Source organism: Microseira sp. BLCC-F43, assembly GCF_041929235.1.
Classification (GTDB): domain Bacteria; phylum Cyanobacteriota; class Cyanobacteriia; order Cyanobacteriales; family Aerosakkonemataceae; genus Microseira.
This window is the reverse complement of the sequence record NZ_JBHFNP010000183.1, coordinates 54,895-78,603: the sequence shown is the minus strand read 5'-3', so window position 1 is coordinate 78,603 and position 23,709 is coordinate 54,895. Positions and strand designations below refer to the sequence as shown.

Here is a 23,709-nt window from a genome sequence, read left to right as displayed (position 1 = left end):
AGCTAAATCGATACTGGATGTGGCTTGGGGTGCATTTTTGAATATTTTGCAAGCTTTCTTCGGTAAGACGCGGCAAGCATACTCAGGAAGTTGATGCCAAAGGTACGAGTACCCTTGTGTTTTAATTGCGGCGAAAGAGTCATTAAAGATTTGTCGGTTCGAGTTCATAATTGTCCGAGTTGTGGAATCAGTTTAGACAGAGATTTGAATGCAGCTCTTGTAATTCTTCAACGGACGGTAGGACAACCGTTTGCTGCCTGTGGAGGCTTAGTCAGTGGACAGCCTATGAAGCAGGAACTCTTATTCGTGAGTTTAAGAAGCCCCCGCCAGACCGCCTAAGCGGTTGGCGGTGGGAGTTGTCACCACAAAGTGCTTTATACCGGGTTGGAATTGGGATTGCTGTTTTTGACCTTCCTCCTGCAAAGCCGACGTGGATTTTTCCCGTTGCTCGGTCTAATCGTTGTGATTCGCAGTTGTCTGCTGTTTGGGCAAGTCGGTCGCTTAACCGTAGCAGGACTGGTGTTTATTGCCTTTTTGCTGATGCAGTTTTTGGGCTGGCGTCCCCCACCACCGCCGAGAGCCGAACCAATCCCAGAGTCGATTACCAGCACGATTCTCACCCTCAAGCTCAATACCGCCGTCACCTTTGGACTGACGCTGCTGTTTATTTTGTTGTTGGTCAATGCTTTACTGGCAGAACGTCAGAGTCGAGAACAATTGTTGCTGGCTAATAACCAACTGCGCCAATATGCTTTACGAATTGAAGACCAGGCAATGCTGCAAGAACGCAATCGCATTGCCCGCGAAATTCACGATTCACTCGGACATGCTCTGACGGCTCAAAGTATTCAATTAGAAAATGCCTTGCTATTTTTACCCCCCGGTGCCGAGAAAACCGAGTCTTTTTTACGAGAGGCAAAACAGTTAGGTTCCAAGGCGTTGCAAGAAGTGCGGCGTTCTATTTCTACCCTGCGATCCGATCCGTTGCAAGGGCAATCCCTCGCAGCCGCGATCGCTAAAACCGTCGCCGAATTTCAAAACGCAACCGGCATTATCCCAGACTGCACTCTTGAACTCTCGCAGCCCTTGCCAACGGAAATCAGCACCGCACTCTACCGGATTATCCAGGAGTCGCTAACCAATATTTACAAGCATAGTGGAGCAACCCAAGTCAGCCTTCACCTGCAACAAAGTCGGGAAGCGATTCACCTCGAGATTGTCGATAATGGTCAAGGGTTCGATCCCAAGCAAAATACAACCGGATTTGGACTCCAGGGAATGCAGGAGCGCACAGCGGCGCTAGGGGGACAGTTTTCCCTCACGAGCGAACCACAAAAAGGCTGCCGCATTACCGTGTCAATTCGATTACCCAGGTTGGCGCTATGACCGATGCTAAAATTCGCCTACTGCTGGTCGATGACCAACTGATTATTCGCCAAGGCTTGCGGAGTCTCCTCGAAGCCAAACCCGATTTGGAAGTAATCGGTGAAGCAGAAAACGGACAGCAAGCGATCGCTCAAGTCGAAACCTTACAACCCGATGTGGTGTTGATGGATGTGCGAATGCCGATCCTGGACGGTGTAGCGGCGACTCGCGTGATTTGTCAGCAATTTAGCCAAACCAAAGTGTTAGTGCTAACGACGTTTGACGATGATGAATATGTCTCCCAGGCGATGCGCTTGGGGGCGCGGGGCTATCTACTTAAAGATACCCATTCCGATGACCTAGCAGGGGCAATACGAGCCGTTCATAAAGGGTACACCCAAATGGGGCCAGGATTGTTGCAAAAAGCGATACGCCTTTAGGCACGCTGCGCGATCGCACCCCCACCTGCCTCCACTCCGCAACAGCCGACTCGCCTGCCGCCAGAACTCGCTGGATTGACTGCCAGAGAACGGGAAGTCTTGGCGCTGATTGTTTCAGGAGCGAGTAACCGGGAGATTGCCGAAGCGCTTTATATTTCAGAAAGGACGGTGAAAAATCATATCACCAGCATTCTGAGTCAATTACATTTGCGCGATTGGGCGAAGCGGATCGCCCTTTGGGCGAATCGCACTCAAGCTGCCATGTTTGCCAGCGCTTACCTACCTTTGTTACGCCAATAAGAGGAAAATTGAGCCTTTCGTAATTGTTATGCTGATTTTCGCCGTCGTTTAGACTCAGGCTAATATAGTTGAGTCAAGCCAACTTTGTTGATTTTAATCTTATGACTAATTATCAAAAAGTTACAGTTCTTATTTTTCGGATAGTTGCTTTTTTCATCATTGTTTATTCTGTGATTACGCTCTGTATAGCATCTGTTTCATTACCATTTTTGGGATTTCAGTATTTTCTAGTTTTTCTAATTCCTCTAATTTTAGGAATTTTGCTTTATTACACAGCACCTCGAATCGCTCGATTGCTAACACGGGATTTTGGGGATTAAACAGAGTGTCAAGTCATTAAACCAAAATTTGTCACCTACATTTCGGCTGTCTACCGTCGAGCGTTCGCTTAATATTTAGGCGTAAATTCATGATTTTTTATGATAAATATCGACATAAAAATCCAAAAATAAGTAGAGGAATAGTCGAAAATATCTGAGCATTATCTGAATGCCAATATTCAAAGGTTTGATAATTATGAGGGGCTAAAACAGCCATAATAGCCGTCCGAATTCGATTCACCAACAACACAATTAATACAACCGTTATCGGCACTAATATTTTTTGTATTTTAGTTGTGGGAAAAATTACTAAAAACAGAATTGCAAGTTGCACCATCCACATCATCGCCCCCACCTACCTCGACTCCACCTCAGCCGACTTCCCTACCCCCAGAAGGGGAAGTCTTGGCTCTAATCGTATCAGGAGCGAGTAACCGCGAAATTGCCGCAGCGCTATACATTTCTGAAAGGAAGGTCAAAAACCATATCACCAGCATACTTGGCACTCAAGCCGCCATGTTTGCCAGCGCTTACCTGGGTTGGTTGCACGATTGATATTTAAGTTTGTAGTAGCGCTTGGGCGCTAGGATGAGCGAAGACAGCGCGACTACGAACCCCTGTTCTAATAACGAGCAGTAAGCTTGCGAATGAACCTACCACGAGTAGTTCTGGTTTTGATCGATGAATCATCCTCCCCAATCGCCAACTCAGTAGCGACGGTTGTAGCGACTTTGCTGGGAATAGAAAGAATGGGGCTGCAACAGCCTATAGGCAAGGCAAAAGTCAAATTCCCCAAACAGTCGGTGCTAGTGCTGTCTTGCGAACAGATTAGCAGACTGGCAGAACTACGCCTGCATGGTTTTGACGGTGCTGTTTTAGTTCTAGCATCAGAGTCGTTTGATGCTTTAGGAGCAAAACACCCAATTCTGCTTTGGGGACAAGGTTCCCACGATGCTTGTACCTATCCCTGGAAACTACCCGATCTGCTAGAAAAAGTCGCGGAATTAGTTCCTATGGAACCAGAAAATTTAAAAATGCTACAAAAAGAACTAAAGGCAGCCGATCGATGGTTTCAGCGTCGGGTCATCCCTTGTCTGAGAAAATTGGCAAAAAAGCAGGGAAATGGTGCAGTGGATGCCAAAGCGTTACGGTCCCTGACAACAATTATCGAACAGCTACGCGCTGATACACCTGTTGCTTGTCACGCCGTTGTCGAAGTGGGAGGTTATAGCGCTCAAATCCAACAGCATTTTCAAACATTACTCGAGCAGATGGGTCAGCCAGATAACTACGATGACACCCAAATTGTGTTGCTGCGCGAAGTTTTTACGAAATGGCGCGACTTGGTAATGAAGGCAGGAGAAGGACTGGGAGCGTTTTCTTGAGGCGACTATATGGGTGAGCTGAGTATTTTAATTCTGGATGATGATGAAAAGTGGCTGGCGCTGCACGAACGTCGGTTAAGGCAAGCTGGGTTTAAATGTCGCGCGACTCAATTAGCTAAAGAAGCGATTGAAATTGCCAAAACCGATCCAAGGGTTAAGTTTGCTCTGTTGGATGAAATTTTGTTTGTGCCGCCGGTTCCGGTGGAGGGAAAAACCGGGGAACTCCAGCGATGGCAGGGTTCTGGCGTCGTGCGAGAAATTGCGAATCATCGGTCAGATGTGCAAATTATTATGGTGACCTCTGCGCCTCAACTGCGGAGTCAAGGAGACAGCCAACTCTTCAGCAAGGAAACGGCTAAATTAAGGCGGCAACGCGGCGTGATCGATATTATCCACAAACAAGCTATTGATCAAGATCCAGATGGGGAGTACGGTTGGCTGGTGGAGTTAATTACTAGACCGCTATCTGATATAAAGATTGAGATCGTTAAACCCCGGGTGTTAATTGGACTGGGGGTGAACCCAGAGGTGCTAAATGGTTCCAAGTACAAGCGCCTGCGTCAGTGCCTGAAGGAGACAGGAACTTCTGAATATGAACTGGATAGGACCGTGCAGCGGTTTTTGGAGAAACTTCAACCGACAGAAAAAGCCGTGTTTATTGAAATGCCAGGTTCTAAAAAACTTGACCGCACTTCCAGTATTAAGCCTGATGCGCAATCATTCCAAATTTTGGAGATTTTAGCGCAACGCGCTGAGCAGGGAGCTGAAGTGGAGATTTGTGAAAAAGATTATCACTATTCGGCGCGCAAATCTGGTACGGGAGTGGATACCAGTACGGAGTTGGATCCCCGGGTTGTAGAGGATATTGTCTTTGGATTTAATTCACAAGGCAGAAAAGTCTTAAAATTAGGCGTGCAGATTGAGGGGCGATCCCAAACCAGTTCCCGCTTAAAAGTCGCCATTCACCGCCTGAGTCAACAACTGGTTAAACTCAATGTCGGGACCCCCGGTCAACTATTTTCTTCAGAGCAGGGTTGCTACCGTCCAACGTTTGATATGGGTATTGTCCTCTACGCGATAGAAGCTGGGAAACTGCAAAAGAAACGGGCATAATATCGTCTCCGGTTCCAGCAGGAGAGCAGGCGAGCAGGTGTGCTCCAGGGGCAGAGGGGCAGAGGGGCAGAGGGGCAGAGGGGCAGAGGGGAATTTGAATCTATATTCCCCTCTACTCCCCATCTCCCCATCTCCCCATCTCCCCATCTCCCCATCTCCCCATCTCCCCATCTCCCCATCTCCCCATCTCCCCATCTCCCCATCTCCCCATCTCCCCATCTCCCCATCTGGGCGTCTCCCCATCTCCCCATCTCCCCATCTCCCCATCTCCCCATCTCCCCATCTCCCCTGCTACGGGTGCCATCAGTCATCGGGTTACAGACGTAGTTTTAGCTACGAGTTACACTCCCTCTAGGGATAAATTTGGCTGTAATAGAGCCAGCGCAAGGGATTTGAGCTACTAGAGGTGCAGTAACTTTCGTAACTCAGTTTCAAGTTCCAGGAGAGGCGAATTGGGTGGAAAACAGCTTGGGTGCAAGGTTTTTGTTGGGGTTGGGGATTTATTGGTGATTTTTGAAACGCTTGTAATACAGAGGGTGCTGTTGGAAAAGGAGTTGGAGCAGGCGAGCGGCTTCACTCCCATGATATTAAGCCTTAAAGGCTAAACTCTGAAGGAACCGCGATCGCTCGTTCCAAGTTGCCGTCTCGAAGAGACTTGCACGCTTGGCTTGAGCAATATCAAATTCGGTGCGTCCCCCGATCGCAATTAATCGAATAACCGATTTGGTAAAAGCAGGTTTTTCCGGCTTGGGGTTTACATAAAAACGCGACTAAAGAGCAATTATGCCTTGGCTTTTGATGCTCGCTATTTTCGACGAAATCATTTCCCTGTAGCCGCATTTTGCTGCGGTGCATTACCCCTGCTGTAAGACTATGAACGGTAAACTCTCTAACTTTTCTTTTGAGACTGCTGATGTTCCGACTGACTCGGCGGCACCCAACAACCATTTCCCAGAGGCGGATCTAGGGTTGGAAATGAATGTCGAGACGCTGGCTGACTATATTGCGAGGGAACTCAAGGATCGCACCCAATTGGGAACCAAGGTAGAGACGGTGCATCCTGCATCGTTACAGATGGTAGCGATGCGAATTGCTGCTGAGGTGGTCAGAATTTGTCGCTCTAGCGCGCGCATCCAAAGGTCTGGTTGTGTCCGGTGTTGGCAGCTAAGCTTGGCGCGGCATCGGATTGCTAAGTGCCTGAAGTACTATTATTTGGGGTCAAAACAGGCGCGGATCGAATTGCACAGCACCTTGGGCGCGATCGCTTACCGCTACATTACACCAATGCGAAGCCCTGTGAGTTTCCAAGTCCGCTATCACCTGTTAGAGGACTTTCTGCAAAGCTTTTTCATCGAGTCCCTCACCGTCTTCCGGCGCGAAAACCAACTAGCTGAAAATTACACACCCCGCACCACACTAGAATTAGCCGAGTATATGGCATTTAGCGAGCAATATGCTCGCCGCCGCATCACGCTGAAGCGGGGTGGCGCGCAGCAGTTGCTCGTGCTGCGCGCTCAAGGGTTTTCCCGTCGCCAACCTGCGGAAACAACCCTGGATATGGAATTGGCTGCGGAACCTCCCCGCGACGATGGGGAACCCAACCGCTGTCAAGCGATGCAACAGGTGCGCGCTTCGATGGTATCAGAGGCGATCGATCCGGCGGAGAGTTTTTTGCGCGATCGCGTAATTGAGGAGTTGGTGGAATATTTAGAATCTAACGGTCAATCGGACTGCGTAGATTATTTAATCTTAAAACTGCAAGATTTTTCAGCACCAGAAATTGACGATATTTTAGGGCTAGAAGCGCGGCGGCGGGACTATCTGCAACAGCGTTTCAAGTACCACGTAGAAAAATTTGCTAAGGCGCATCAATGGCAACTGGTACATCAATGGTTGGGGGCAGATTTGGACGATAATTTGGGGCTGAACGAAAAGCAGTGGCAAGCATTTTGCCAGCAACTGCAACCGCAGCAGCAGCAACTGTTGCAGTTCAAACGCGATCGCAAGACCGACTCTGCGATCGCCCAATATCTGCAATGGACAACCAAACAGGTGCAACGGCAGTGGTTCCAGCTTTTAGAACTTGCTTGGCAATTCCGCAACGGTACTTTTAAACCCAAAGTATCTGTTAGTAATTAAATCCATTTCCCATCCCGGTTTCTTAAAGAAACCGGGATTCTCTAGCCAACAACTGATATCGTCAGGAGTTACGCACCACGCTCCTATCAACTTTGTGTCTATGTCTATCTCTAGTTGCCTTGCCCAAGGATTTTTCATAGAAACTTTGGTGTTTGCGTAAGTCCCGCTCGTTGACCGTTGCATCGGACTTACGACCTGTAGGGTTAATTAGCAATTAGCAATTAGCAATTAGCAACAAAGCTAATTATTCCGATGCAACCGGATTTGATATGATTGATAAGCCTCAGCTACAAGCTGGGGTTGTTTTAGTTTTGTTGGCGTTTCCTTTATAGCGTTCAGCAATTGAATCAAAGCATCTGGAATTTGTTCGTGGGATTGATTTTCCCACTCTTGAGCGATATCCCGCTCAAATTTTTCCCATTTTTCCCGATTAATTTTTTGATTTTCTTCATCCCAAAGCGCCAAACCATCCAACCACCAGCTTGCCTCGCTCACCCGCTCTTTTTTCCGGTTCATATCTTTTCTAATTTCATCCACAATAGTTTCTGATAATTCTGACCATCCCGCGTAAATTACCAAATAGCCTTGACACAGAATTGTTAAAGCTGAAAGCTTTTGAAATTCTGTTGCTGTCCACCCTTCAATTTTCCAATTATTCTGATTTTCCGTTAAGTATTTTTCCAGTTCGGCGAAATGGTCAATTAGATATTCTGTCCCGCCATCCCAAATTATTACGTTAGGAAATTGTTCCTGATATTTTTTGGTTGCTTCTGTTGGCCTTCCTGCCCCTTGACTTATAAAAATTATTAAATTAAAATTGATATTACTTACTTTATTTATGAATTCTGGGGTATGCCGTTGACTGGCATGAATTATACCTACTTTTGGATTTGAAGATAGGGTGACGTTCAAATTAGCCAAATGACTATCTAAATTGATATAACCTTTTAACTTTGGTTTTAATTCATCCTGTAAATCCGCATCTATTCGTTTGAGGTAGTAGTAAATTTCAATTTCAGAGGTCATATTGTATCTGGTTAGTTTAATATTAGGATTTGATGCATATATTGTCTGTAAAACTCGCCCCTACATCAATGAAAATAGATGGAGAATTGATTTCTGGATGTAGGGACACGGGATTTAACAATCTTTGGGATAAACTAAAAGTAATTATACGCCGTGTCCCAGAGCGGGGGATTTAACAATCTTTGGAATAAACCAAAAGTGATTATACTTTATTTCTGGTTATTCAAAACGACCAAGTTTTAGCCACCCGAATTACTTCATCAATTCCTTTATCCCATACTTCGCGGATGGATGCACGGCGTTGCGCCATGTCTGACCAAGACATTAACTTGCCTAATTTCATGTCGAAATAAAAGATTTTTGGAAACCCATACACTTCTCCTCTCCCCACTAAAATTTTCAGCGCATCCAGAACTCCCATTGATGCGCCAAAGTACGCTGGCGGGGATGAATACCAATAGTAAGAAGGATTTTCTGCCAGAAATTTTTGCAGAAAATCTGGTTCGTAACTCGATAAAGCTGCTACCCAAATATTCCATTCTTTTTGCATTGCTTCGCGGGTAGCGGGGTTATTTATATCCGGAAAACCATCGTTCCAAGTTAAACCTTCCACATCCCGCCAAATAGTACCGTAGTGATGTTCTCCGGGGAAGTAAACTGTATGCAGAATGCTCCAACCAATGTTAGCAGATACTACCATCGGGATATTTTTTTTAGCACAAACTTTGCCCAACATTAACCTCGCAGCAGCGTTATCGACGCCGGCGACGAGGACATCAATTCCTTCTACCAAACCCATAGCAACTGCTTCGTCGGAAAGATCTCCGGTAAAACCATTAATTTCGGCAAATTGGTTGTGGCGTTTCATTTCTCGACTCGCGGCGGCGACTTTTTCCACGCCGGCGGTGTCGTAGGTGGCGAATGCTTGTTCGACGATATTTTCGACGCCATAGGCATCGCGATCGCATATCCTAATATAACCGATTCCAGACTTAGCCAGCATCAAGGCTGAAATCGCACCAATTCCTCCAATCCCTCCCACAGCTACTTTGGCATTTCGGAGTTTTTCTTGACCTTCGCAACCCCACATGCCAAATTGCCTTTCCATCGCCTCCATGTATTCAATCATATTAATTCTCCGTTTCGGGTATGTGTATCGCTGTGATGCGAAGACAAACAAGGTTTGAATCAGATTTATCTTCTTTGATCCATCGACTTTCACTTAAATTGAACGTTCCTTCTTCTCCCACTACCTCCAATTTTGCGGCAACTTTTCGCAATAGTTTAATTTGATCTATCGTTCCTCCTTGGTTGGGTTGATCTCTATAATCATCGCCTTTTCTATTCGCCCAAATTTTAATAACTCGACCCCAACCATCGCCATTAACGGGTTCGCCTTGTTGGTCGATTTCCCAAGTTTCAATTTGGATGGGTGCATCGGTTCCTTTTTGGACGACTAGACTGGCAATTTCGTTCTTCAGGTTCTTCCAAGCTGCGTCAGGATTTTCCCAAAGTCCGTAAAGGAAAATATTTTTCTCGCTGCTGGGTGTTGCGGAATCGGAGAAAATTTCAGATAAGTTAACTCTGTAATACTTTTTCCCACCTTCTATGATTTTTTTCCTAAATCTTTGAGGATCGGCGATGTTAAAATGCTGGCAAGCATCTTCAAAACATCGATCGAATTGCTTCTGATTTTTAGGTTCCAAATCGCCGCGCAATGCTTTTTCGGTGTTAATACCGTGAGCTAACCTGCAAAATAAATATCTTACCATTGCGTGACCGCAGGCGGTTTTGAGTAAAAGACCTGCGACTTCTTTGCGATAATCTTTTGGTACTAAAATGCGGATGAGTTCGTGGGAAATTCGATTGCTCATTCCGTCGCGGGGTTCTTGTAATTCGAGAAATCCTGGTTCGTCGCCGCTGAATAAATGTTGAGCGCAAGCTGAAGCGGAACTTGCGGTTGGTTTTAAGATTGGCAGAACTTTTTTACACCAGCTATCGGCGTGGACTTTCTCGGGGAATAGATAATTGTAGAAAGCTTTTTTCAGAATCGCTTCTAGTTGTTTTTGGTCTTGTTCGATTTCCTCAAAATACAAGTTTCCCAAGACTTGCTTTTCTGCGAGTTGCCTGAGATAACTATAATCTGGATATTCCCGTAGTTCTTCGCCTAATGCGGTGAAAATAGAGGTGCAGGTTTTTGTTTTGTTGACGAGTCCGATCGCAAACAACAATCCTCCTAACCTGGGATGGTTTCCGTGAGGATACTCTGGATCTCGTTTAAAGTCAATATCGACTAAACAAATATCAAAATGCATATCGAGCATGTAATTTTTGGCATACTCTAAAGACCGACAAATCATCACCTCCAAATCGAGTTCGCTATTATAAATACATTCTAAATTAACTTCAGGATTTATACTAATTGTTCGTTTATATTTCCCCCACCCTTCATCCTTGAGTATCAGTAAGGATGGATAAAGTTCGTTCGCGAACATTTGGTCATCAAGTACAAGCACTCGAAACCCAATTTCCCCTGGAGGTTCTATGGGGATTAATTGGGGAAGTAGTTGTTGTTTTAACGCTTTAGTTCTGCTGGTAACCATTTTAATTAACCGATTTTATTGGTGCATGAGAAAGTTAATCCCTTTTTCCCATAGGGTCAGGTTATAATCCATTATCGTTGAATAGGTATAGCCATCCGGATCTAATTCACCCGTGGCATGTCCCCCAAGTGCTTCAAAGAAAGCTTCCAAAGATTTAAGACCGTGAATTGGGCTTTTTTGTCGGTCGTATTCATAAGTGGATGCCTTTTGCGGATGCAGATAATTGGTTATTTTGATGCGGAATAATTCCTCGCCTTCGCTATTTTCAATACTCGTTAATAAAATCTTTACTTTGCTGCCAATCCTGCTATTTTTTTCGATATTTGATACTACTTCGCTCAGAGCAGACATTAAGTAAAGTTCGTTCACCCATTTGTTTTTATCCTTGCCTAATTTATGCGTTAATTCTTGTTTAATTTCCCGATATATTTCTGTAATAAATCCTCGCTTCTCTTCAAGTTCTTCGATAAAAAAGTCTGAAATAGACTCAATCAAGTTATATTCCGAAAAATCTACCGTTCGCAAACCATCTGTAGAATTATCAATATGTTCGAGAGGACGACGACTAACGAAACTCATCATTGCAGGAAGGGTAGCAATTTGATTCGTTAAATCGATAATTAATTCTTTCGCGTCATCGGATTCTATATGTTTTTCTACTAAAAATTTAATAATAGGCAAAGCTTGTACGGTGATGTAAGTTCTAACGGTGTGGACGGTATGGCGACCGGCTTCTAGTTGAGCAATTTTGAGTCCATCGTCTAAAATGTGAGGTGAAACTGCCAGCATATTCCAAGCAAAAGTAATCGCGTCTACAACTTCAGCTAACTTTTGATGTTGTAAAACTTCAGCAGTCAATCCCACAATTAGACCGTAATCGTTTTGCGGTCTTTTGGCAAATTCTTTCCGAGTTCCAAGTAAATATACTAAAATGCTAGATTTTTTATTTCTACCTCGAAGTTGACGAATTTCTTCTGCCAAAAGACAAGGATAAACAGCAAACCACTTCCAGCTTGCTTGTATTAATAATTTTTGGTCGTTTATTAGCGAAAATTCACCGATAAATTTATTTATATCAATATTAGTTGTTTCGCCTGGTGTAATGTTAAACTCTATCCAGACATCTCCACCAAATTTCAAAGTTTCTTGCCTATCTTTTTGGCTCGGTTCTCCTAAATTTTCTGGCCTTTTGAGGTAGATAATTTTGGGTGGAAAGCAGCCAACTTCACCTGGTGTTTCTATCCGTCGAATATCCCAAGGCCAAAAACCTTTTCCCATATCCGGATACCGAACTAATTCCATAAATTGGCTAAATTTTTTTTCCACTAATTGGCGGGTATTTCCATCTAATTGAGAGTCTATAATATGAACTCCCGGCGCAACTAAACGGTTCAAAATATTAACCATCATCCTTCCCTGCACCTCAAATGCCGTGGCGAAAGAAACAAAGTCTATCTCCTCCCACTTTCTCAAAGCTTGTTCCAATATATTTTTCAAACGGGTTTCATCCGCTCCGGTAAAATTAAACTCGAAGTCTCTAACAATTGATAATAGTTTGATTGGATCTTCCATTTTTTCTCCTTTGAGTCATTACGGTGCTGTCCATTTTCCATCGACAATTTTCCGCACAACTATGGGAAACTGGACGTTACCATCTTGACCCACGGAAACATTTCCGACTGCTAGGGGAATGTTAGCGATCGCAGACATTCCCTCTCGCAATTTTTCCGGTTGCGTTCCTCCTCGCTTAGCCGCCAGTAAAAGCAATTTAAGCGAATCATAGCCAAAAAACTCAAAAAACACCGGATTCGTGCCAAAGCGGGTTTTGTAGCTGTCTACAAATTGCTTTAATTCGGGAGTACCAGCGTTTAAATCGGTGGCGAATTCAGCGGTGGTATAGTAGAGGCCGTTGGCAGCTTCCCCCGCTGCTTGTAAAATTTCTGGCTGGCTAATCGTACCCATTGACAAAAATGTCGCCGTTACCCCCGCTTCGCGCAGTTGAATCGGAATGTTGGCGATACTTTTACCATAACCGACGATATAAACTGCATCGGGTGCAGCTTGTTTGATTTTCAAAGCTTGGGTCCGAAAGTCTACATCATCGGGATTGAACGCTTGTGCTTCTATTATATTTCCTCCTAGTTTGGTAAATTTTTGAGTGAAGCTGTCCCGATAACTAATTCCCGTACTATTGTTAACGTAAATAATCGCGCCTTTGCGAAGGTTGAGCTTGCTAAAAGCATACTCTGCCATTGTTGACGCATCGCTTTCAGCGCTGACAAAAAAGCGGAAAACCCAGGGATTTTTACCTGTTATCCCGTTATCGGGGACAGAAGTTGCTAACAACACGCGCTTGTCTTGTTCGGCTAAGGGAATTAGTGCTTTTACACCTTCCTGAACGGCAATAATAGATGGGCAATTTTTGATGTTGACTAAAGACTGATATGCCGTCACGACTTTAGCAGCATCTCCACCCGTGTCTGAATACTCAAGCTGGAGGTGAAGCTGTTTAGATGCTTCTTGCTTTGCATAATCTGCGCTGGCAATATCCATACCATTTTTAACCGATTGACCGATATATGCCGAGTTTCCAGTCAGCGGTAAAATCACCCCGACGCAAAAATTATTGGCGGCTGTTTTTTGATGCCGTCCAAATAAATAACGTAAACCGAACGTACTAATAAGGGTGGCGATCGCTATGGAAATCACCCATAGTTTATTCGGCCTCGTTCTTCGATAAGGCTTATAATTATACATCTTTAGTTTTGCTTCTACACCCCGGTAATTAGACTGTTTAATCCTGCGGGTTGCTGGTGTCTGGATGTCCGATAAAAAAGCTGTATAAAACAATTTCCGAAACACCATCAACGTCTAACAAGTCATGGATAGCATCATCGTAAAAACTAACGATAGGACAAGCACCCAAATTCAAAGCGGTAGCTGCTAAAACTAAATTTTGCCCCACATGACCTGCTTCTAAGTGAGCATAACGGTATGCTCGATCGCCATATTTCCACGTTAGCCGCGGAATGACTCCTGTCAATAATGCTACAACAGGTAAGCGCTGAGGGAAATGGACAAATGCGGCGCGAATTTCTGCCGCCTTAACCCGATGTATGCGCTCTATTGCGTGGGAATTCGGCTCATAATGCCAAATATCGCACTCATCTTCCAGAGGACGCGGGGATGGGGGGACGCGGGGACTCGGGGACACCCCACGATCCGAACCAGGGGATTGCAACAAGGAACAATTCTCTTGTTCTCCACCAATAAATTCGGACGCTTGTGACTGGGTACTTCTCTCTTGAGAAGCGTCGCACTCCCCATCTCCCCTTCTGGGCGTCTGGGCGTCTTCTGGCGCTGGTATAACTAAATACAATTCCAGGGGATAAAGACGACCCGCAGAAGGCGCATAGCGGAAGGAAATCTCTCCCCCGTCCAATTCCACATCCCGTTTGGGGTTCCAACCGTAGGTTAACTCGCACAAAACGGCAAGTTGTTCTAATGTTACTGGTTCGGGTTGAAATTCGCGCATCGACTCGCGCCTTTCGAGTACGTCTTTCAGGGTGACATCCCCGATGGTATCGAGGGCATGGGGAAGCTGATGGCGAGTGGCAAAGCGATATTTTTTGCCCCCGGTGGCGACGGTGGATTCAATTTCTGCGATCGCTATCATATTAGTCTGTCGATTTAATGCAGCATTGGGATTAGTATCTGCATTGACGACTCTCGCTTCCAACAGCGGATGCATCTTCGTATTTTCATGATAAATTTCGTAGAGTTTCGGCTGTTGAACTTCAGGAGTTGCTGCCAACATCCGCACGAAAGTTTCATCGGTTTGCATAGTGCTAATTGCTAATTGCTAATTGCTAATTGGTCATGGTTTAAGGCCAAGGATGGGGCATGGTATTGATCGTGGCGTCTTTATCTATATTTATTCCTCCTATCGTTGTGGGTAAGCGAGTTGCTGCTAATTCATCCGTCCCCAGATCGGCAAAGTAAAACGGTACTAAACCAGGTACAATTACTTTAACAACATATGCTCCCATTTCCCTCACATCGGGTGTAGTGAGATCGAGAACAAAAATGTCTTTTGGTAATTGGTAATTGCCGATCAACTCGTTCCCAGGTTCAACCTGGGAACGATATACCAGAGGATCCGCCTCGGCTAAAGGGGCAGGTTTATTCTCAAACAAAAAAGATACTTGGGATACCATTTCCGGGTCAAAATAAAGTTCCGAATGTTGGGCAAAACTGCCAGGAATTGCCTCCTTTCCTTCGGAAAAATCTTGCCGCAAACCGCTTAAACCAACTCGCCAAGAAACGCCTTTCCAACCTAAACAAGCTTCCCGAAAAGCATGTCTCGCAGCATCATCAATATTGACAGCAGCACCGGCACCAAAGGCGAAAATCGGCGACCCTTCTGCGGGAAAATAACCGATAATCGCTAAAATAACTTTGTAGCCAAATTCGGGAGAAATATCGCGGATAATTGTTTTAATCCCGCGATTTTGCATCCGCTGCACTTGTTCTAGATAATTGTCTGGCAGGATGTTGGCAGGATTAATAAAAGTACCCCCATTTTTGTATAACCATACAACCATGAGAGCATCGCGTTCAATCACTTCCCTTAAACCTCGATCTATGGCATCTTCTAAAGTAATGCCGCACGCCATGCCGTTGGTAGTTTGAAATAGATTGATGCTTTGATTTTGGGTGAGGAATTCAACGGGTAATAGGTAATTTGGAGAATTAGTATCTAGTTTCCAGGCGGGTAAGATGCGGCGGGGAGAGTTAATTGCTTGTTCGCACCAAGCTTTTCTGGAGATTGTTTTTGGGAGTAAGAAGGGAAGGTTAAAGATTAAGTCGGCGGATATAGAATTATCCGGATTTTGCACGGGTAATTCTGCTAGCAAATCTTCTGTGAGGGCGAAGACGTAACGTTCTAAAGCTTCGCCACAAGCAGATGCGATCGCATTCTCATTATCTTCCGATATCCCGCATCCCACAAACCGATCCGCTGTTTCCGGGAGTCTCGCTTCTAAATCTTGGCTAATCCGCGTCCCCCACACGTGAAACCGAAAATCTGTAGGGCGTCGCTGCAATTTCACCAACTCGCGAATCGGACTACCTTTTCCCACCCAAGCACTTAACGATTTAGGTTTCATAATTATCTCAAACGATTTATAAACCGTTTTAACAGGCTTTGTAGGGACAAGGCGTAGAATCATTGTATGCCGTGTCCCTACAACCAGAAATTTATTGCTTGCTGACCAAATTAAACATCAATTACCGCTCCCTCCGGATAAGTTTTTAACCGACTGCATACCCGGCAACGGGGATTTTTCAAAGCAGGATAATCAGCAAAAGTCACACTACGAATATCGATTTCATGAATCGATGTTAACGCCCGCGAAAGCCCCGCACCGCTCAAAAATTCTGCACAAATTCCTGCTAGTAAATTAGCCGCCGATACAACCATCGGATAGCTACCTGCTTGGCAAGTATTTGCAAGATCGGGATAAGCTATATTTCCTTGTCTTTCGTATATGCAAGCTTGGCAAGCCGTTACGCCGGGAACTAAAATAGGGCCAAAAGAAATGGTGAAATTTTTCCACCATCCCACTATTAAAGGTTTGTTGTTTTTTACGCACCAGGAATTAACCGCTAAGACTTGTTCCCCAGTTTCTCCGAACAAAATAATTAAATCGGCAAGACTGGCAAAAGTTTCCCACTCCTCGCTAGTTGGAATAACTTTCGTTCCCACTCCCGATCTGGTTAATCCCTCGGCTATTAACTGACAAAAATTCTGCTGTCCCTGTAACAAAACTTGAGCCTGGGCAAGTTTATTTAAAATTTCTTCTGGGTTTGGCGATCGCCAAGCATAATTCGCCGCAATATAAATATCTTTACTGCGGGAAAATTGGTAGATGAACCCCGATTCCAACAAAAAATTTAAGCAAGATATTACAGCGGCTTCAGCAATTTCTTTAGACTGAAGTTCTGCAACTATCCCTGCCACTGTTCGAGTTCCATCTAACAAAGTTAGTAATGCTAACAATACTGGCTGTGATTCCGAATCTAGTTCAATTTCACCAATTTCTTTGCCTGACAAAAAGGCTTTAGCTTCCTTGATTTCTACATCCGGTCTTAAGCCAATATATTTACCCTGGTCTATTTTTTCTTTCATTGATTTAACGTTGGGTGGCTTTACTGCAAGCACTGGAGGTTTCTGCTGCTGCGAGAAGTCTGCCTTGTTGTAGCAGAATTCTCAGGGAATCGTTCGCTTTCAATCGTTTGGGTTGATGCAGTTTTAGACGGATTTCCATGTTTTGCTACTCCTTTTTATTTTATTGCTAAATTTAGTAGATGCTCTTGTATTTATCATAGCATTTTTATCTGTGTATAATTTAAAAATTCGTTTGAGGAATAGCAATTAAACATAAATTTGTTTTAAAGTTATTAATTTGCTGAAGGCAGCGATGAACGCTCGGAGCGTCCAAAGCAGAAAACGGTTCGTCCATTAAGAATGATTCGCCTTTGCCGATGGCACAATAAAAAGCAAGCTTCTGCCTTTCACCGCCGCTTAAATTTGAGACTTTTTTACTAAGTAAATTGGTGACGTGGTGCGGTACTTTATCAACGCGGGCAAGATTTAGTGCTTCGCGAACTGTCAGATTGAGGCAAGTATTATCGCCAGATTGTAGTAGAGAAAGACCCAGGTTGACTCGTTCCCAAGGGGGTAATGCTTCAATCGGTTGACCGTTGAGTCGGATGCTACCTTGATGGATGGGGATTAATCCGGCGATCGATTCCATCAATGTAGTCTTTCCCCAGCCATTGGGAGCCTGCAAAATACTCATCTGACCTTTGTACAATTTAAAAGAAAGCCCTCGCAATTCACCATTTTTATCGATTTTTCCGATCGCGAGGCGGTTGCCTCGGTAAACGACTAAATCTTCAACCGATAGCACAACCTCACTTGAGTTTTCCTTACTAACAATTGTGGATAAAACAGCACCGCCAGTCAGAAGTTGGTGCATGATTTTCCCCCGATCGCCAGCGAGCATATTTATCCAATCCAGGAAACTACTGCTAGAGTTTTTTAGAAGTGATGCTCGCACTTTTTCGGGAGATTCAACAGCAATTTTGCCGTTTTCTAGCGTCCATACAGTTGTGGCTAAATCCAAAATGCGGGGAATGTTAAGAACGTGTTCGACGATGACGAGAGTGACGTTGTGTTCTTTGGCTAAATGGTTCAGCATTGCCATGACTTCGGCAATTCCAGCAGCATCTAAACCGGATAGGGGTTCATCTAAAAATAAAATGCGCGCGCCTGCACCAATTGCTCTGGCGATCGCTACCCGTTTAGACTGTCCTAAAGAAACTTTATCCGCCGATGAAGTTTCCCGACCTGCTAACCCAAAATCCAGTAACATGGCTTGGGAAGCTGCGAGGTTTCTTTTTTCCTGTTCTTGCGCCTCAGAACGACGCAAAAGCGCCCAAGCAGGGTTTTCTCCTAATTGATTGGGCGCGGCGCAAGCAATATTATCGAGTAAGTTTTGGGTGGAAAAGAGTCGAATATCTTGCCAAGTTCTGCCTATCCCAGCTAGTGCTACTCTTTCCGGCGTCAAGCGCGGGTTCAAATTCCACCACCGCCGGGGATAGCGAAACATCTCTGACACCCCATTGGTACGCAATTCAATCGCACCCGCATCGGGTTCTAAATTACCCGTGAGAATATTCAGCAGCGTTGTTTTACCGGAACCATTCGCGCCTCGCAGCAGCACGACTTCACCCGCACTCAGTTCGACAGAAACTCGATTTAAAACCGTTTGTCCGCCAAATTGCTTGTGCAAGTCAAGAACGCGCAGCAATACTTGCCGACCCGATAAGATTGACGCCGAATCAGTTTGAGTTGATGGTTTCGGTTTTTCCACAGGTTTGAGCGCCACTTCCCTCCAAGGAAACCTGAATCCTCCCTCAGAATTAGCGGCGTGTGCGATTGGGCAAAGCGGATATGCCGACCGCACGCTGGCGCTTCCGCCCTTTGGGCGAATCGCAATTGGCAGATTTGGAGAACAAGTAGTCATGTCCGGTAGATCTTGGCAGTTCCTTTTATTAGGTGGTTTCAAAAACCATTTTCGCGATCTATGGATGTGCCAAACCCATTATTTAAGCGGAACTTTAGGTATATTGACGATGCCGGGACTTGTAACCCGGTTACAACAAACATCAAAACAAGGCGTAACCAGCACCTATAGATAGGAGCGCCATTAAGAAAACTTGTATTTTTCCGCCACAGGCATTGCTAATTTAGGCTTTCGTTGTAACCAGTAGGGGCGGGTTTTACCAACAGGACTTACGCAAAGAAACTAAGGTGATATGAAAAATCGTGGCGCTAAAACTAGAGTCCGCCGCCAGAAACCCGCTTTCTCTGAAAAATCGTGGCGCTAAAACTAGAGTCCGCCGCCAGAAACTTTGGTGATAGGAACGCGCTTGCGTAAGTCCTGACCAATTACCTTTGACACACACAGACAATTGTACTAAACCCGCCCCCCAAGGCTAATCAATGGGATAATTTCCTGCCAAACCTTGGGGACGGAAGTGCATCATTACCACTAGCAGAAGTCCGTAGAGTAACAGGCGGATATTAGCAGCGTAAGCATCTGGTATGAACATAAAGCGAAGCACTTCTGGAATCGCCACCAGCACCGCCGCCCCCACCAAAGGTCCCCAAAAATTACCAACGCCGCCTACAATTACCATGCATAGCATCAAAATCGAATGGTTTAAATTAGCCGCACTGGGGTCGATGTAACTGACATAGGCGGCGTAAATAACACCCGCAATTGCCACCATAGAACAAGCGATCGCAAAAACCTGAACTTTGAGCAACCGCGTGTTTTTACCCAGGGCGCGCGTCGCCAATTCGTCATCGCGCATCGCTTGCAGCAGTCGCCCCCAAGGCGAATTCAGCAATAACCAAGAAACTAAGGCACAACCCCCCGCTAAAACAAGGGATAGCATCGCAATTGCACCGATTGAATCGAATGCAATACCCAACAACTTCGGTTTGGGAATTCCTGCCAATCCTTCAGCGCCGCCTGTGAGATTAGTCGAGTTATAAAATAGGCTGAACAGCAATACTTGAACCGCCAGAGTTATCATCACAAAAAAGTCGCCCCGAAACCGCCAAGCTGGTAAAGAAACCGCCAAACTCAATACAGCGGCAATTGCTACGATCAGGATTGTTGCAGGCATAAATTCCCACCCTAGTTTGAGCGTAGCGAGAGCGTAAACATAGCTGCCTAAAGCAAAATATCCCCCATGGGCTAGGGTTAGCAATCCGCAGTAACCGACGATTAAATTCAGGCTGAGGGAAACAATCAGATAAATGCTTAGGTAAATCAGTAGGTGAAGTAAATAGTTCATTGATTGCTAATTGCTAATTGCTAATTGCTAATTGCTAATTGTATTTCCTTTTACCGATTCCTGATTTCTGATTCTAATCTGCTTTTGTGACCCAGGATTCCGTTAGGGCGTAAATAGAGAAATATTGCCAAAATCATAAAAGTTATTGCATCTTGCCAGCGGGCGTCAAGTAACCAAACTGCTTGGGAACGAACTATTCCTAGCAAAATGCCACCTATTAAAGCCCCCCAAAAAGATTGTCGCCCGCCGATTAGTGCTGCTACTACAGCTAGCAAAACGGCTACTAAACCCGTGTTGGGGTCAAAGCCTACATCATAAGCTACTAAAAGAGAAGCGATCGCACCCAATAGCCCAGAAATCCCAAAGGCAATTCGCCGCAGTTGCAGTATGTTATAACCTTGGAGGGCAAATTGTTTGGGATTATCTGCCATTGCTCGAAATTGCAATCCCAGATTGGTGGATTTTAGCCATATGTAAAAGAGAGCGATCGCACCCACACACACCACCGCCGTTACCATCTGTGTCTGGGTTAACCTAATATTACCAATAGCCGTTACTGCATCTACCCCCCTGCGTAAAAACTTGCTTTCCGTCCCCCAAATTAACGCCACAATTTGCACGATAATAATATAAATTCCCAAAGATGAAACCAAGTGAGCGCCCCAGGATGCTTGTTTTAATTCCAAGGGTGCATGATTGAACAATTCGCCAGCTAGAGAAATCAATACACCTGTTATAATTGCTACTGTTATTGCCCAGTACCAAGGCCATCCCGCTTGCCAACAACTCCAGGCAATAAAAGGAACAATTGCGTATACACCTCCCAAGGCTAGATGAAAAACCCGCGTCGGCAAGTAAACTACGACAAAGGCTAAAGCTAGTACAACAATAGTTAAACCTGCAATCAATCCGTTTGCTATTATTTGCATCCAATAAATCCCTCACTGCCATTATTGTAGGTTGGGTTGAACGGCAGTGAAATCCAACATCAACCAATTCACGAAAGAAACCGGGTTTCTATGAAAAATCATTGGTTTAGAAACTAGAGATCTACGAAGAAACTAAGGTGATGGCATCGGCGCGCGTAAGTGGGTTTCCTTACCTCAACCCAACGTAATCTCAATTTCCCTTGATAATGCTACACATCAACATATACCGATTGTAGGGGCGGGTTTTACCAATAACCAATGCCAAAAACAAACAATTATAGTAAACCCGCCCCGCCCCGTGTGTAGCGCATTGATGGGAAAACGGTATAATATCATCTCCGGTCGATTACCCGCAATCAGAAGCCGGGACACGGCATTATTAACGTTATCTGTTTGTCCGAGAAATCTATGATGCCGTGTCCCTACGCAACGACTGGGTGAGGTTTTTTTATTATGGGCAATTCAACGGACATCATATAAATTCTACTTTCAAGCGTCATTGTTGACATAAACTAAATCCTCGACTTCTAGAAGAAGCCGAGGATCTGAATCTAAGCTATCAACTTACCAGGCTAATTCACGCCATTAATTTGCGAATCTTTATAGTTAGCCTTGGTTATTTTCTGACGCCGGAATTGCCGATTGGCTGTCGCCGAGATTCACCTTGAATACCTTACGGCGCACTTCTTCTGCTTTAGGCAAAGTTAGCGTCAAGATACCGTTCTTAAACTCGGCTTGGACTTTGTCGTTTTCTACTGGAACTGGTAGAGGAATTGTCCGTTGGAAACTGCCATAGCGGAATTCAGAGCGGTAGAAGCCCTTTTCTTCCGTTTTCTTTTCGTAGCGGTGTTCGCCGCTAATAGAGACAGCTTCGCGCGCTACTTGAATATCGAGGTCTTTCCCTTCTACACCGGGAATTTCCGCTCTCAAAACAAGATGGTCGTTTTCGTCTTTTAGTTCGATTGCAGGCGCCCAAGTTTTTGAACTGGTTTCGCGGTTCATTCCGGCAAATTCATCAAACAATTGATCCATTTGACGGCGCAGAGATTCCATTTCATGGAAAGGTTGCCAACGAATGAGTGGCATAGCTACACCTCACTAACGATTGACAGAATTTGAAATTTTCAATCTTTTTGTTTAGCAGACAAGGCATTTCTGCCTTTGACTTTATAGTGCCGTATTTCAGCAATTGGGTTAGTGAGGTAAACCCTACAAAAAAAGGTACACTTTCCCGAATCGGTAATCACTAATGGCTAATGGCTAATTGCTAATTGCTAATCAGGCAAAGAAACTGGGTTTGTAACGCCGCTTGCCTAACAACAGCCAATTACCAATTACCGATTCCCACTATCCAATCGTCGCTGGATTTGTTTAAGAGTTTGGTACATTTCTGGGATGCGGCTGTAGGTGGCACAGATCTTAAGAAATAGCTTTTGGGGAACGGCTGGGTAACCACCAACGATCGCTCCCGGCTCGATGTTACTATGTATACCAGCTCTAGCAGTAGCGATCGCTCTATCTCCCACTTCCGCCTGATTCGCCACTCCCACCTGTCCCGCCATCAGTACGCCATTTCCGATTTTCACGCCACCGGCTAAACCAACTTGCGCCGCAAACGCACAATTTGACCCCACCTGACAACCGTGTCCAATATGTACTAAATTATCCAATTTTGTCTGGCGACCGATCCGCGTTTCCCCCACGGAAGGACGGTCAACAGTACTATTACAACCAACTTCTACCCCATCTTCTAAAATCGTGCAGCCAGATTGTTCCATTTTGAACCAACCTTGACGAGTGGGAACAAAACCGAAACCTTCTGCACCAATAACAGCACCGCTGTGAATTACGCAATCTGCACCGATGCGGGTGCGTTCGTGGATGGTGCAGTTGGCGTGCAAGATAGTGCGATCGCCAATCTCCACTTCTGGATAAATCACGACATTCGGGTGAATGCAGACTTCGTTGCCAATCTTTGCACCTGCTTGGATGACCGCATGTGCGCCGATGTAAACATTGTTACCCACTTGCGCTTCCGGGTGAATGACTGCGGTTGGGTGAATTTCGGGACTGGGGTGGTAGGGTTGGTAGAAGAGAGCGATCGCGCGAGCAAATAATAATCTCGGATCTGCACCAGCAATCCAAGCAATCCCCCGTTCGCTAGCTTGTGCTTGTAAAGCTTCATCCACAGGTAAAATCAACGCACTCGCCGTCGTTTTCCCCACCCAAGAGGCAAATTTTCCCCCTTCGATATAACTGAGAGTGCCAGCAGATGCTTTATTTATCGGCGCGACTCCCCCAATTTCTGGGTTGCACTCTGGGTTAGATGTCAGACTATTGCTAGCGTCGTCGAGTTTTTGTACCAATTCGTTAAATTTCATTGACAAATTGCGATTGATGGGTGCTTGGTAGTTGTTCATGCAAATATCTAACCCAGAAGTCGGCATTCTAGAATTTTACGAGGAGTGGGGCTAATGCGAGTAAAAATTTTTTATTAGCAATTACCAATTAGCAATTACCAATTATACTAAATCCGGGTTAATAACCCCCCTTATTCTTATAGACCGCGCAGGCGGTCTTTGTTTGTGTAGGCGCGACTTCAGTCGTTCAGCATAAAGGGAGTAATGAAAGCGGATGCGAGTATTACCAATAAA

Annotated in this window: 22 protein-coding genes and 1 pseudogene; 7 read left to right on the top strand and 16 right to left on the bottom strand. The window is 45.1% G+C overall.

What is annotated here, in order from left to right:
- Positions 1-93: 93 nt before the first annotated feature.
- The 3 genes and pseudogenes from ACE1CM_RS25800 (at position 94) to ACE1CM_RS25790 (ending at position 2,105) form a co-directional block, all read left to right on the top strand.
- Positions 94-339: a zinc ribbon domain-containing protein gene (locus ACE1CM_RS25800; protein WP_374881693.1), complete on the top strand. Its 246-nt coding sequence runs from the start codon at positions 94-96 to the stop codon at positions 337-339.
- A 30-nt stretch (positions 340-369) separates the two neighbouring features.
- On the top strand, positions 370-1,386 hold the full coding sequence (locus ACE1CM_RS25795; protein ID WP_374881691.1) for a sensor histidine kinase: 1,017 nt from the start codon (positions 370-372) through the stop codon (positions 1,384-1,386).
- Positions 1,383-2,105: pseudogene (locus ACE1CM_RS25790) on the top strand (response regulator). The gene ACE1CM_RS25795 and the pseudogene ACE1CM_RS25790 overlap by 4 nt, the downstream one beginning before the upstream one ends.
- A 417-nt stretch (positions 2,106-2,522) precedes the next feature.
- Here the strand turns inward: ACE1CM_RS25790 and ACE1CM_RS25785 are convergent.
- Positions 2,523-2,762 (bottom strand): archaeosortase/exosortase family protein, encoded by a 240-nt coding sequence (locus tag ACE1CM_RS25785; protein WP_374881689.1) that lies wholly within the window; start codon positions 2,760-2,762, stop codon positions 2,523-2,525.
- Between ACE1CM_RS25785 and ACE1CM_RS25780 the strand changes: the two genes are divergently transcribed.
- From ACE1CM_RS25780 to ACE1CM_RS25770, 3 genes are all read left to right on the top strand, one after another.
- Positions 2,747-2,980 (top strand): LuxR C-terminal-related transcriptional regulator, encoded by a 234-nt coding sequence (locus ACE1CM_RS25780; protein ID WP_374881686.1) that lies wholly within the window; start codon positions 2,747-2,749, stop codon positions 2,978-2,980. The two genes, ACE1CM_RS25785 and ACE1CM_RS25780, sit on opposite strands and share 16 nt — an antisense overlap.
- A gap of 92 nt (positions 2,981-3,072) precedes the next feature.
- Positions 3,073-3,810: a hypothetical protein gene (locus ACE1CM_RS25775; RefSeq protein ID WP_374881684.1), complete on the top strand. Its 738-nt coding sequence runs from the start codon at positions 3,073-3,075 to the stop codon at positions 3,808-3,810.
- 9 nt (positions 3,811-3,819) lie between these two features.
- Positions 3,820-4,923, top strand: coding sequence for a hypothetical protein (locus ACE1CM_RS25770; protein ID WP_374881682.1), 1,104 nt, complete (start codon positions 3,820-3,822; stop codon positions 4,921-4,923).
- 112 nt (positions 4,924-5,035) lie between these two features.
- On the opposite strand, the gene ACE1CM_RS25765 is transcribed toward ACE1CM_RS25770, so the two are convergent.
- The gene (locus ACE1CM_RS25765) at positions 5,036-5,227 is read right to left on the bottom strand and encodes an isopentenyl pyrophosphate isomerase (protein ID WP_374881680.1); all 192 of its coding nucleotides are present in this window, start codon (positions 5,225-5,227) and stop codon (positions 5,036-5,038) included.
- Between the two features lie 569 nt (positions 5,228-5,796).
- Here ACE1CM_RS25765 and ACE1CM_RS25760 point away from each other — a divergent pair.
- The gene (locus tag ACE1CM_RS25760; protein WP_374881678.1) at positions 5,797-7,062 is read left to right on the top strand and encodes a hypothetical protein; all 1,266 of its coding nucleotides are present in this window, start codon (positions 5,797-5,799) and stop codon (positions 7,060-7,062) included.
- A 240-nt stretch (positions 7,063-7,302) separates the two neighbouring features.
- Here ACE1CM_RS25760 and ACE1CM_RS25755 read toward each other — a convergent pair whose 3' ends face one another.
- From ACE1CM_RS25755 to lpxD, 14 genes are all read right to left on the bottom strand, one after another.
- The gene (locus tag ACE1CM_RS25755) at positions 7,303-8,088 is read right to left on the bottom strand and encodes a hypothetical protein (RefSeq protein WP_374881677.1); all 786 of its coding nucleotides are present in this window, start codon (positions 8,086-8,088) and stop codon (positions 7,303-7,305) included.
- 223 nt (positions 8,089-8,311) lie between these two features.
- Positions 8,312-9,217 (bottom strand): ThiF family adenylyltransferase, encoded by a 906-nt coding sequence (locus ACE1CM_RS25750; protein WP_374881675.1) that lies wholly within the window; start codon positions 9,215-9,217, stop codon positions 8,312-8,314.
- Position 9,218: 1 nt separating this feature from the next.
- Positions 9,219-10,691 (bottom strand): hypothetical protein, encoded by a 1,473-nt coding sequence (locus tag ACE1CM_RS25745; protein WP_374881673.1) that lies wholly within the window; start codon positions 10,689-10,691, stop codon positions 9,219-9,221.
- Between the two features lie 15 nt (positions 10,692-10,706).
- Positions 10,707-12,263: a hypothetical protein gene (locus tag ACE1CM_RS25740; protein WP_374881671.1), complete on the bottom strand. Its 1,557-nt coding sequence runs from the start codon at positions 12,261-12,263 to the stop codon at positions 10,707-10,709.
- Positions 12,264-12,281: 18 nt separating this feature from the next.
- Positions 12,282-13,448 (bottom strand): ABC transporter substrate-binding protein, encoded by a 1,167-nt coding sequence (locus ACE1CM_RS25735; protein WP_374881669.1) that lies wholly within the window; start codon positions 13,446-13,448, stop codon positions 12,282-12,284.
- 37 nt (positions 13,449-13,485) lie between these two features.
- Positions 13,486-14,535, bottom strand: coding sequence for a SagB/ThcOx family dehydrogenase (locus ACE1CM_RS25730; protein ID WP_374881667.1), 1,050 nt, complete (start codon positions 14,533-14,535; stop codon positions 13,486-13,488).
- A 40-nt stretch (positions 14,536-14,575) separates the two neighbouring features.
- Positions 14,576-15,859 carry a YcaO-like family protein gene (locus ACE1CM_RS25725; protein ID WP_374881665.1) on the bottom strand — a complete coding sequence of 428 codons (1,284 nt, stop codon included), beginning with the start codon at positions 15,857-15,859 and terminating at the stop codon, positions 14,576-14,578.
- A 110-nt stretch (positions 15,860-15,969) separates the two neighbouring features.
- Complete coding sequence (locus ACE1CM_RS25720) at positions 15,970-16,881, bottom strand: hypothetical protein (protein WP_374881663.1); 912 nt, start codon at positions 16,879-16,881, stop codon at positions 15,970-15,972.
- A 4-nt stretch (positions 16,882-16,885) separates the two neighbouring features.
- Complete coding sequence (locus ACE1CM_RS25715; RefSeq protein WP_264196779.1) at positions 16,886-17,020, bottom strand: hypothetical protein; 135 nt, start codon at positions 17,018-17,020, stop codon at positions 16,886-16,888.
- Between the two features lie 81 nt (positions 17,021-17,101).
- Complete coding sequence (locus ACE1CM_RS25710) at positions 17,102-18,784, bottom strand: ATP-binding cassette domain-containing protein (protein WP_374881661.1); 1,683 nt, start codon at positions 18,782-18,784, stop codon at positions 17,102-17,104.
- A 472-nt stretch (positions 18,785-19,256) separates the two neighbouring features.
- The gene (locus tag ACE1CM_RS25705) at positions 19,257-20,126 is read right to left on the bottom strand and encodes a branched-chain amino acid ABC transporter permease (protein ID WP_374881659.1); all 870 of its coding nucleotides are present in this window, start codon (positions 20,124-20,126) and stop codon (positions 19,257-19,259) included.
- 50 nt (positions 20,127-20,176) lie between these two features.
- Positions 20,177-21,055 (bottom strand): branched-chain amino acid ABC transporter permease, encoded by an 879-nt coding sequence (locus ACE1CM_RS25700; protein ID WP_374881657.1) that lies wholly within the window; start codon positions 21,053-21,055, stop codon positions 20,177-20,179.
- 606 nt (positions 21,056-21,661) lie between these two features.
- The gene (locus tag ACE1CM_RS25695; RefSeq protein ID WP_374881655.1) at positions 21,662-22,141 is read right to left on the bottom strand and encodes an Hsp20/alpha crystallin family protein; all 480 of its coding nucleotides are present in this window, start codon (positions 22,139-22,141) and stop codon (positions 21,662-21,664) included.
- 248 nt (positions 22,142-22,389) lie between these two features.
- Positions 22,390-23,436: a UDP-3-O-(3-hydroxymyristoyl)glucosamine N-acyltransferase gene (gene lpxD / locus ACE1CM_RS25690; RefSeq protein ID WP_374881699.1), complete on the bottom strand. Its 1,047-nt coding sequence runs from the start codon at positions 23,434-23,436 to the stop codon at positions 22,390-22,392.
- Positions 23,437-23,709 lie beyond the last annotated feature (273 nt).

Bases quoted from the DNA above. Each gene is read 5' to 3' on its own strand.
- ACE1CM_RS25710 (WP_374881661.1), bottom strand. From the start codon at position 18,784: ATGACTACTTGTTCTCCAAATCTGCCAATTGCGATTCGCCCAAAGGGC.
- ACE1CM_RS25750 (WP_374881675.1), bottom strand. From the start codon at position 9,217: ATGATTGAATACATGGAGGCGATGGAAAGGCAATTTGGCATGTGGGGT.
- ACE1CM_RS25745 (WP_374881673.1), bottom strand. From the start codon at position 10,691: ATGGTTACCAGCAGAACTAAAGCGTTAAAACAACAACTACTTCCCCAA.
- ACE1CM_RS25755 (WP_374881677.1), bottom strand. From the start codon at position 8,088: ATGACCTCTGAAATTGAAATTTACTACTACCTCAAACGAATAGATGCG.
- ACE1CM_RS25770 (WP_374881682.1), top strand. From the start codon at position 3,820: ATGGGTGAGCTGAGTATTTTAATTCTGGATGATGATGAAAAGTGGCTG.
- ACE1CM_RS25760 (WP_374881678.1), top strand. From the start codon at position 5,797: ATGAACGGTAAACTCTCTAACTTTTCTTTTGAGACTGCTGATGTTCCG.
- ACE1CM_RS25765 (WP_374881680.1), bottom strand. From the start codon at position 5,227: ATGGCACCCGTAGCAGGGGAGATGGGGAGATGGGGAGATGGGGAGATG.
- ACE1CM_RS25800 (WP_374881693.1), top strand. From the start codon at position 94: ATGCCAAAGGTACGAGTACCCTTGTGTTTTAATTGCGGCGAAAGAGTC.
- ACE1CM_RS25695 (WP_374881655.1), bottom strand. From the start codon at position 22,141: ATGCCACTCATTCGTTGGCAACCTTTCCATGAAATGGAATCTCTGCGC.
- ACE1CM_RS25775 (WP_374881684.1), top strand. From the start codon at position 3,073: ATGAACCTACCACGAGTAGTTCTGGTTTTGATCGATGAATCATCCTCC.
- ACE1CM_RS25735 (WP_374881669.1), bottom strand. From the start codon at position 13,448: ATGTATAATTATAAGCCTTATCGAAGAACGAGGCCGAATAAACTATGG.
- ACE1CM_RS25740 (WP_374881671.1), bottom strand. From the start codon at position 12,263: ATGGAAGATCCAATCAAACTATTATCAATTGTTAGAGACTTCGAGTTT.
- ACE1CM_RS25705 (WP_374881659.1), bottom strand. From the start codon at position 20,126: ATGAACTATTTACTTCACCTACTGATTTACCTAAGCATTTATCTGATT.
- ACE1CM_RS25785 (WP_374881689.1), bottom strand. From the start codon at position 2,762: ATGGTGCAACTTGCAATTCTGTTTTTAGTAATTTTTCCCACAACTAAA.
- ACE1CM_RS25720 (WP_374881663.1), bottom strand. From the start codon at position 16,881: ATGAAAGAAAAAATAGACCAGGGTAAATATATTGGCTTAAGACCGGAT.
- ACE1CM_RS25730 (WP_374881667.1), bottom strand. From the start codon at position 14,535: ATGCAAACCGATGAAACTTTCGTGCGGATGTTGGCAGCAACTCCTGAA.
- ACE1CM_RS25725 (WP_374881665.1), bottom strand. From the start codon at position 15,859: ATGAAACCTAAATCGTTAAGTGCTTGGGTGGGAAAAGGTAGTCCGATT.
- lpxD (WP_374881699.1), bottom strand. From the start codon at position 23,436: ATGAAATTTAACGAATTGGTACAAAAACTCGACGACGCTAGCAATAGT.
- ACE1CM_RS25700 (WP_374881657.1), bottom strand. From the start codon at position 21,055: ATGCAAATAATAGCAAACGGATTGATTGCAGGTTTAACTATTGTTGTA.
- ACE1CM_RS25715 (WP_264196779.1), bottom strand. From the start codon at position 17,020: ATGGAAATCCGTCTAAAACTGCATCAACCCAAACGATTGAAAGCGAAC.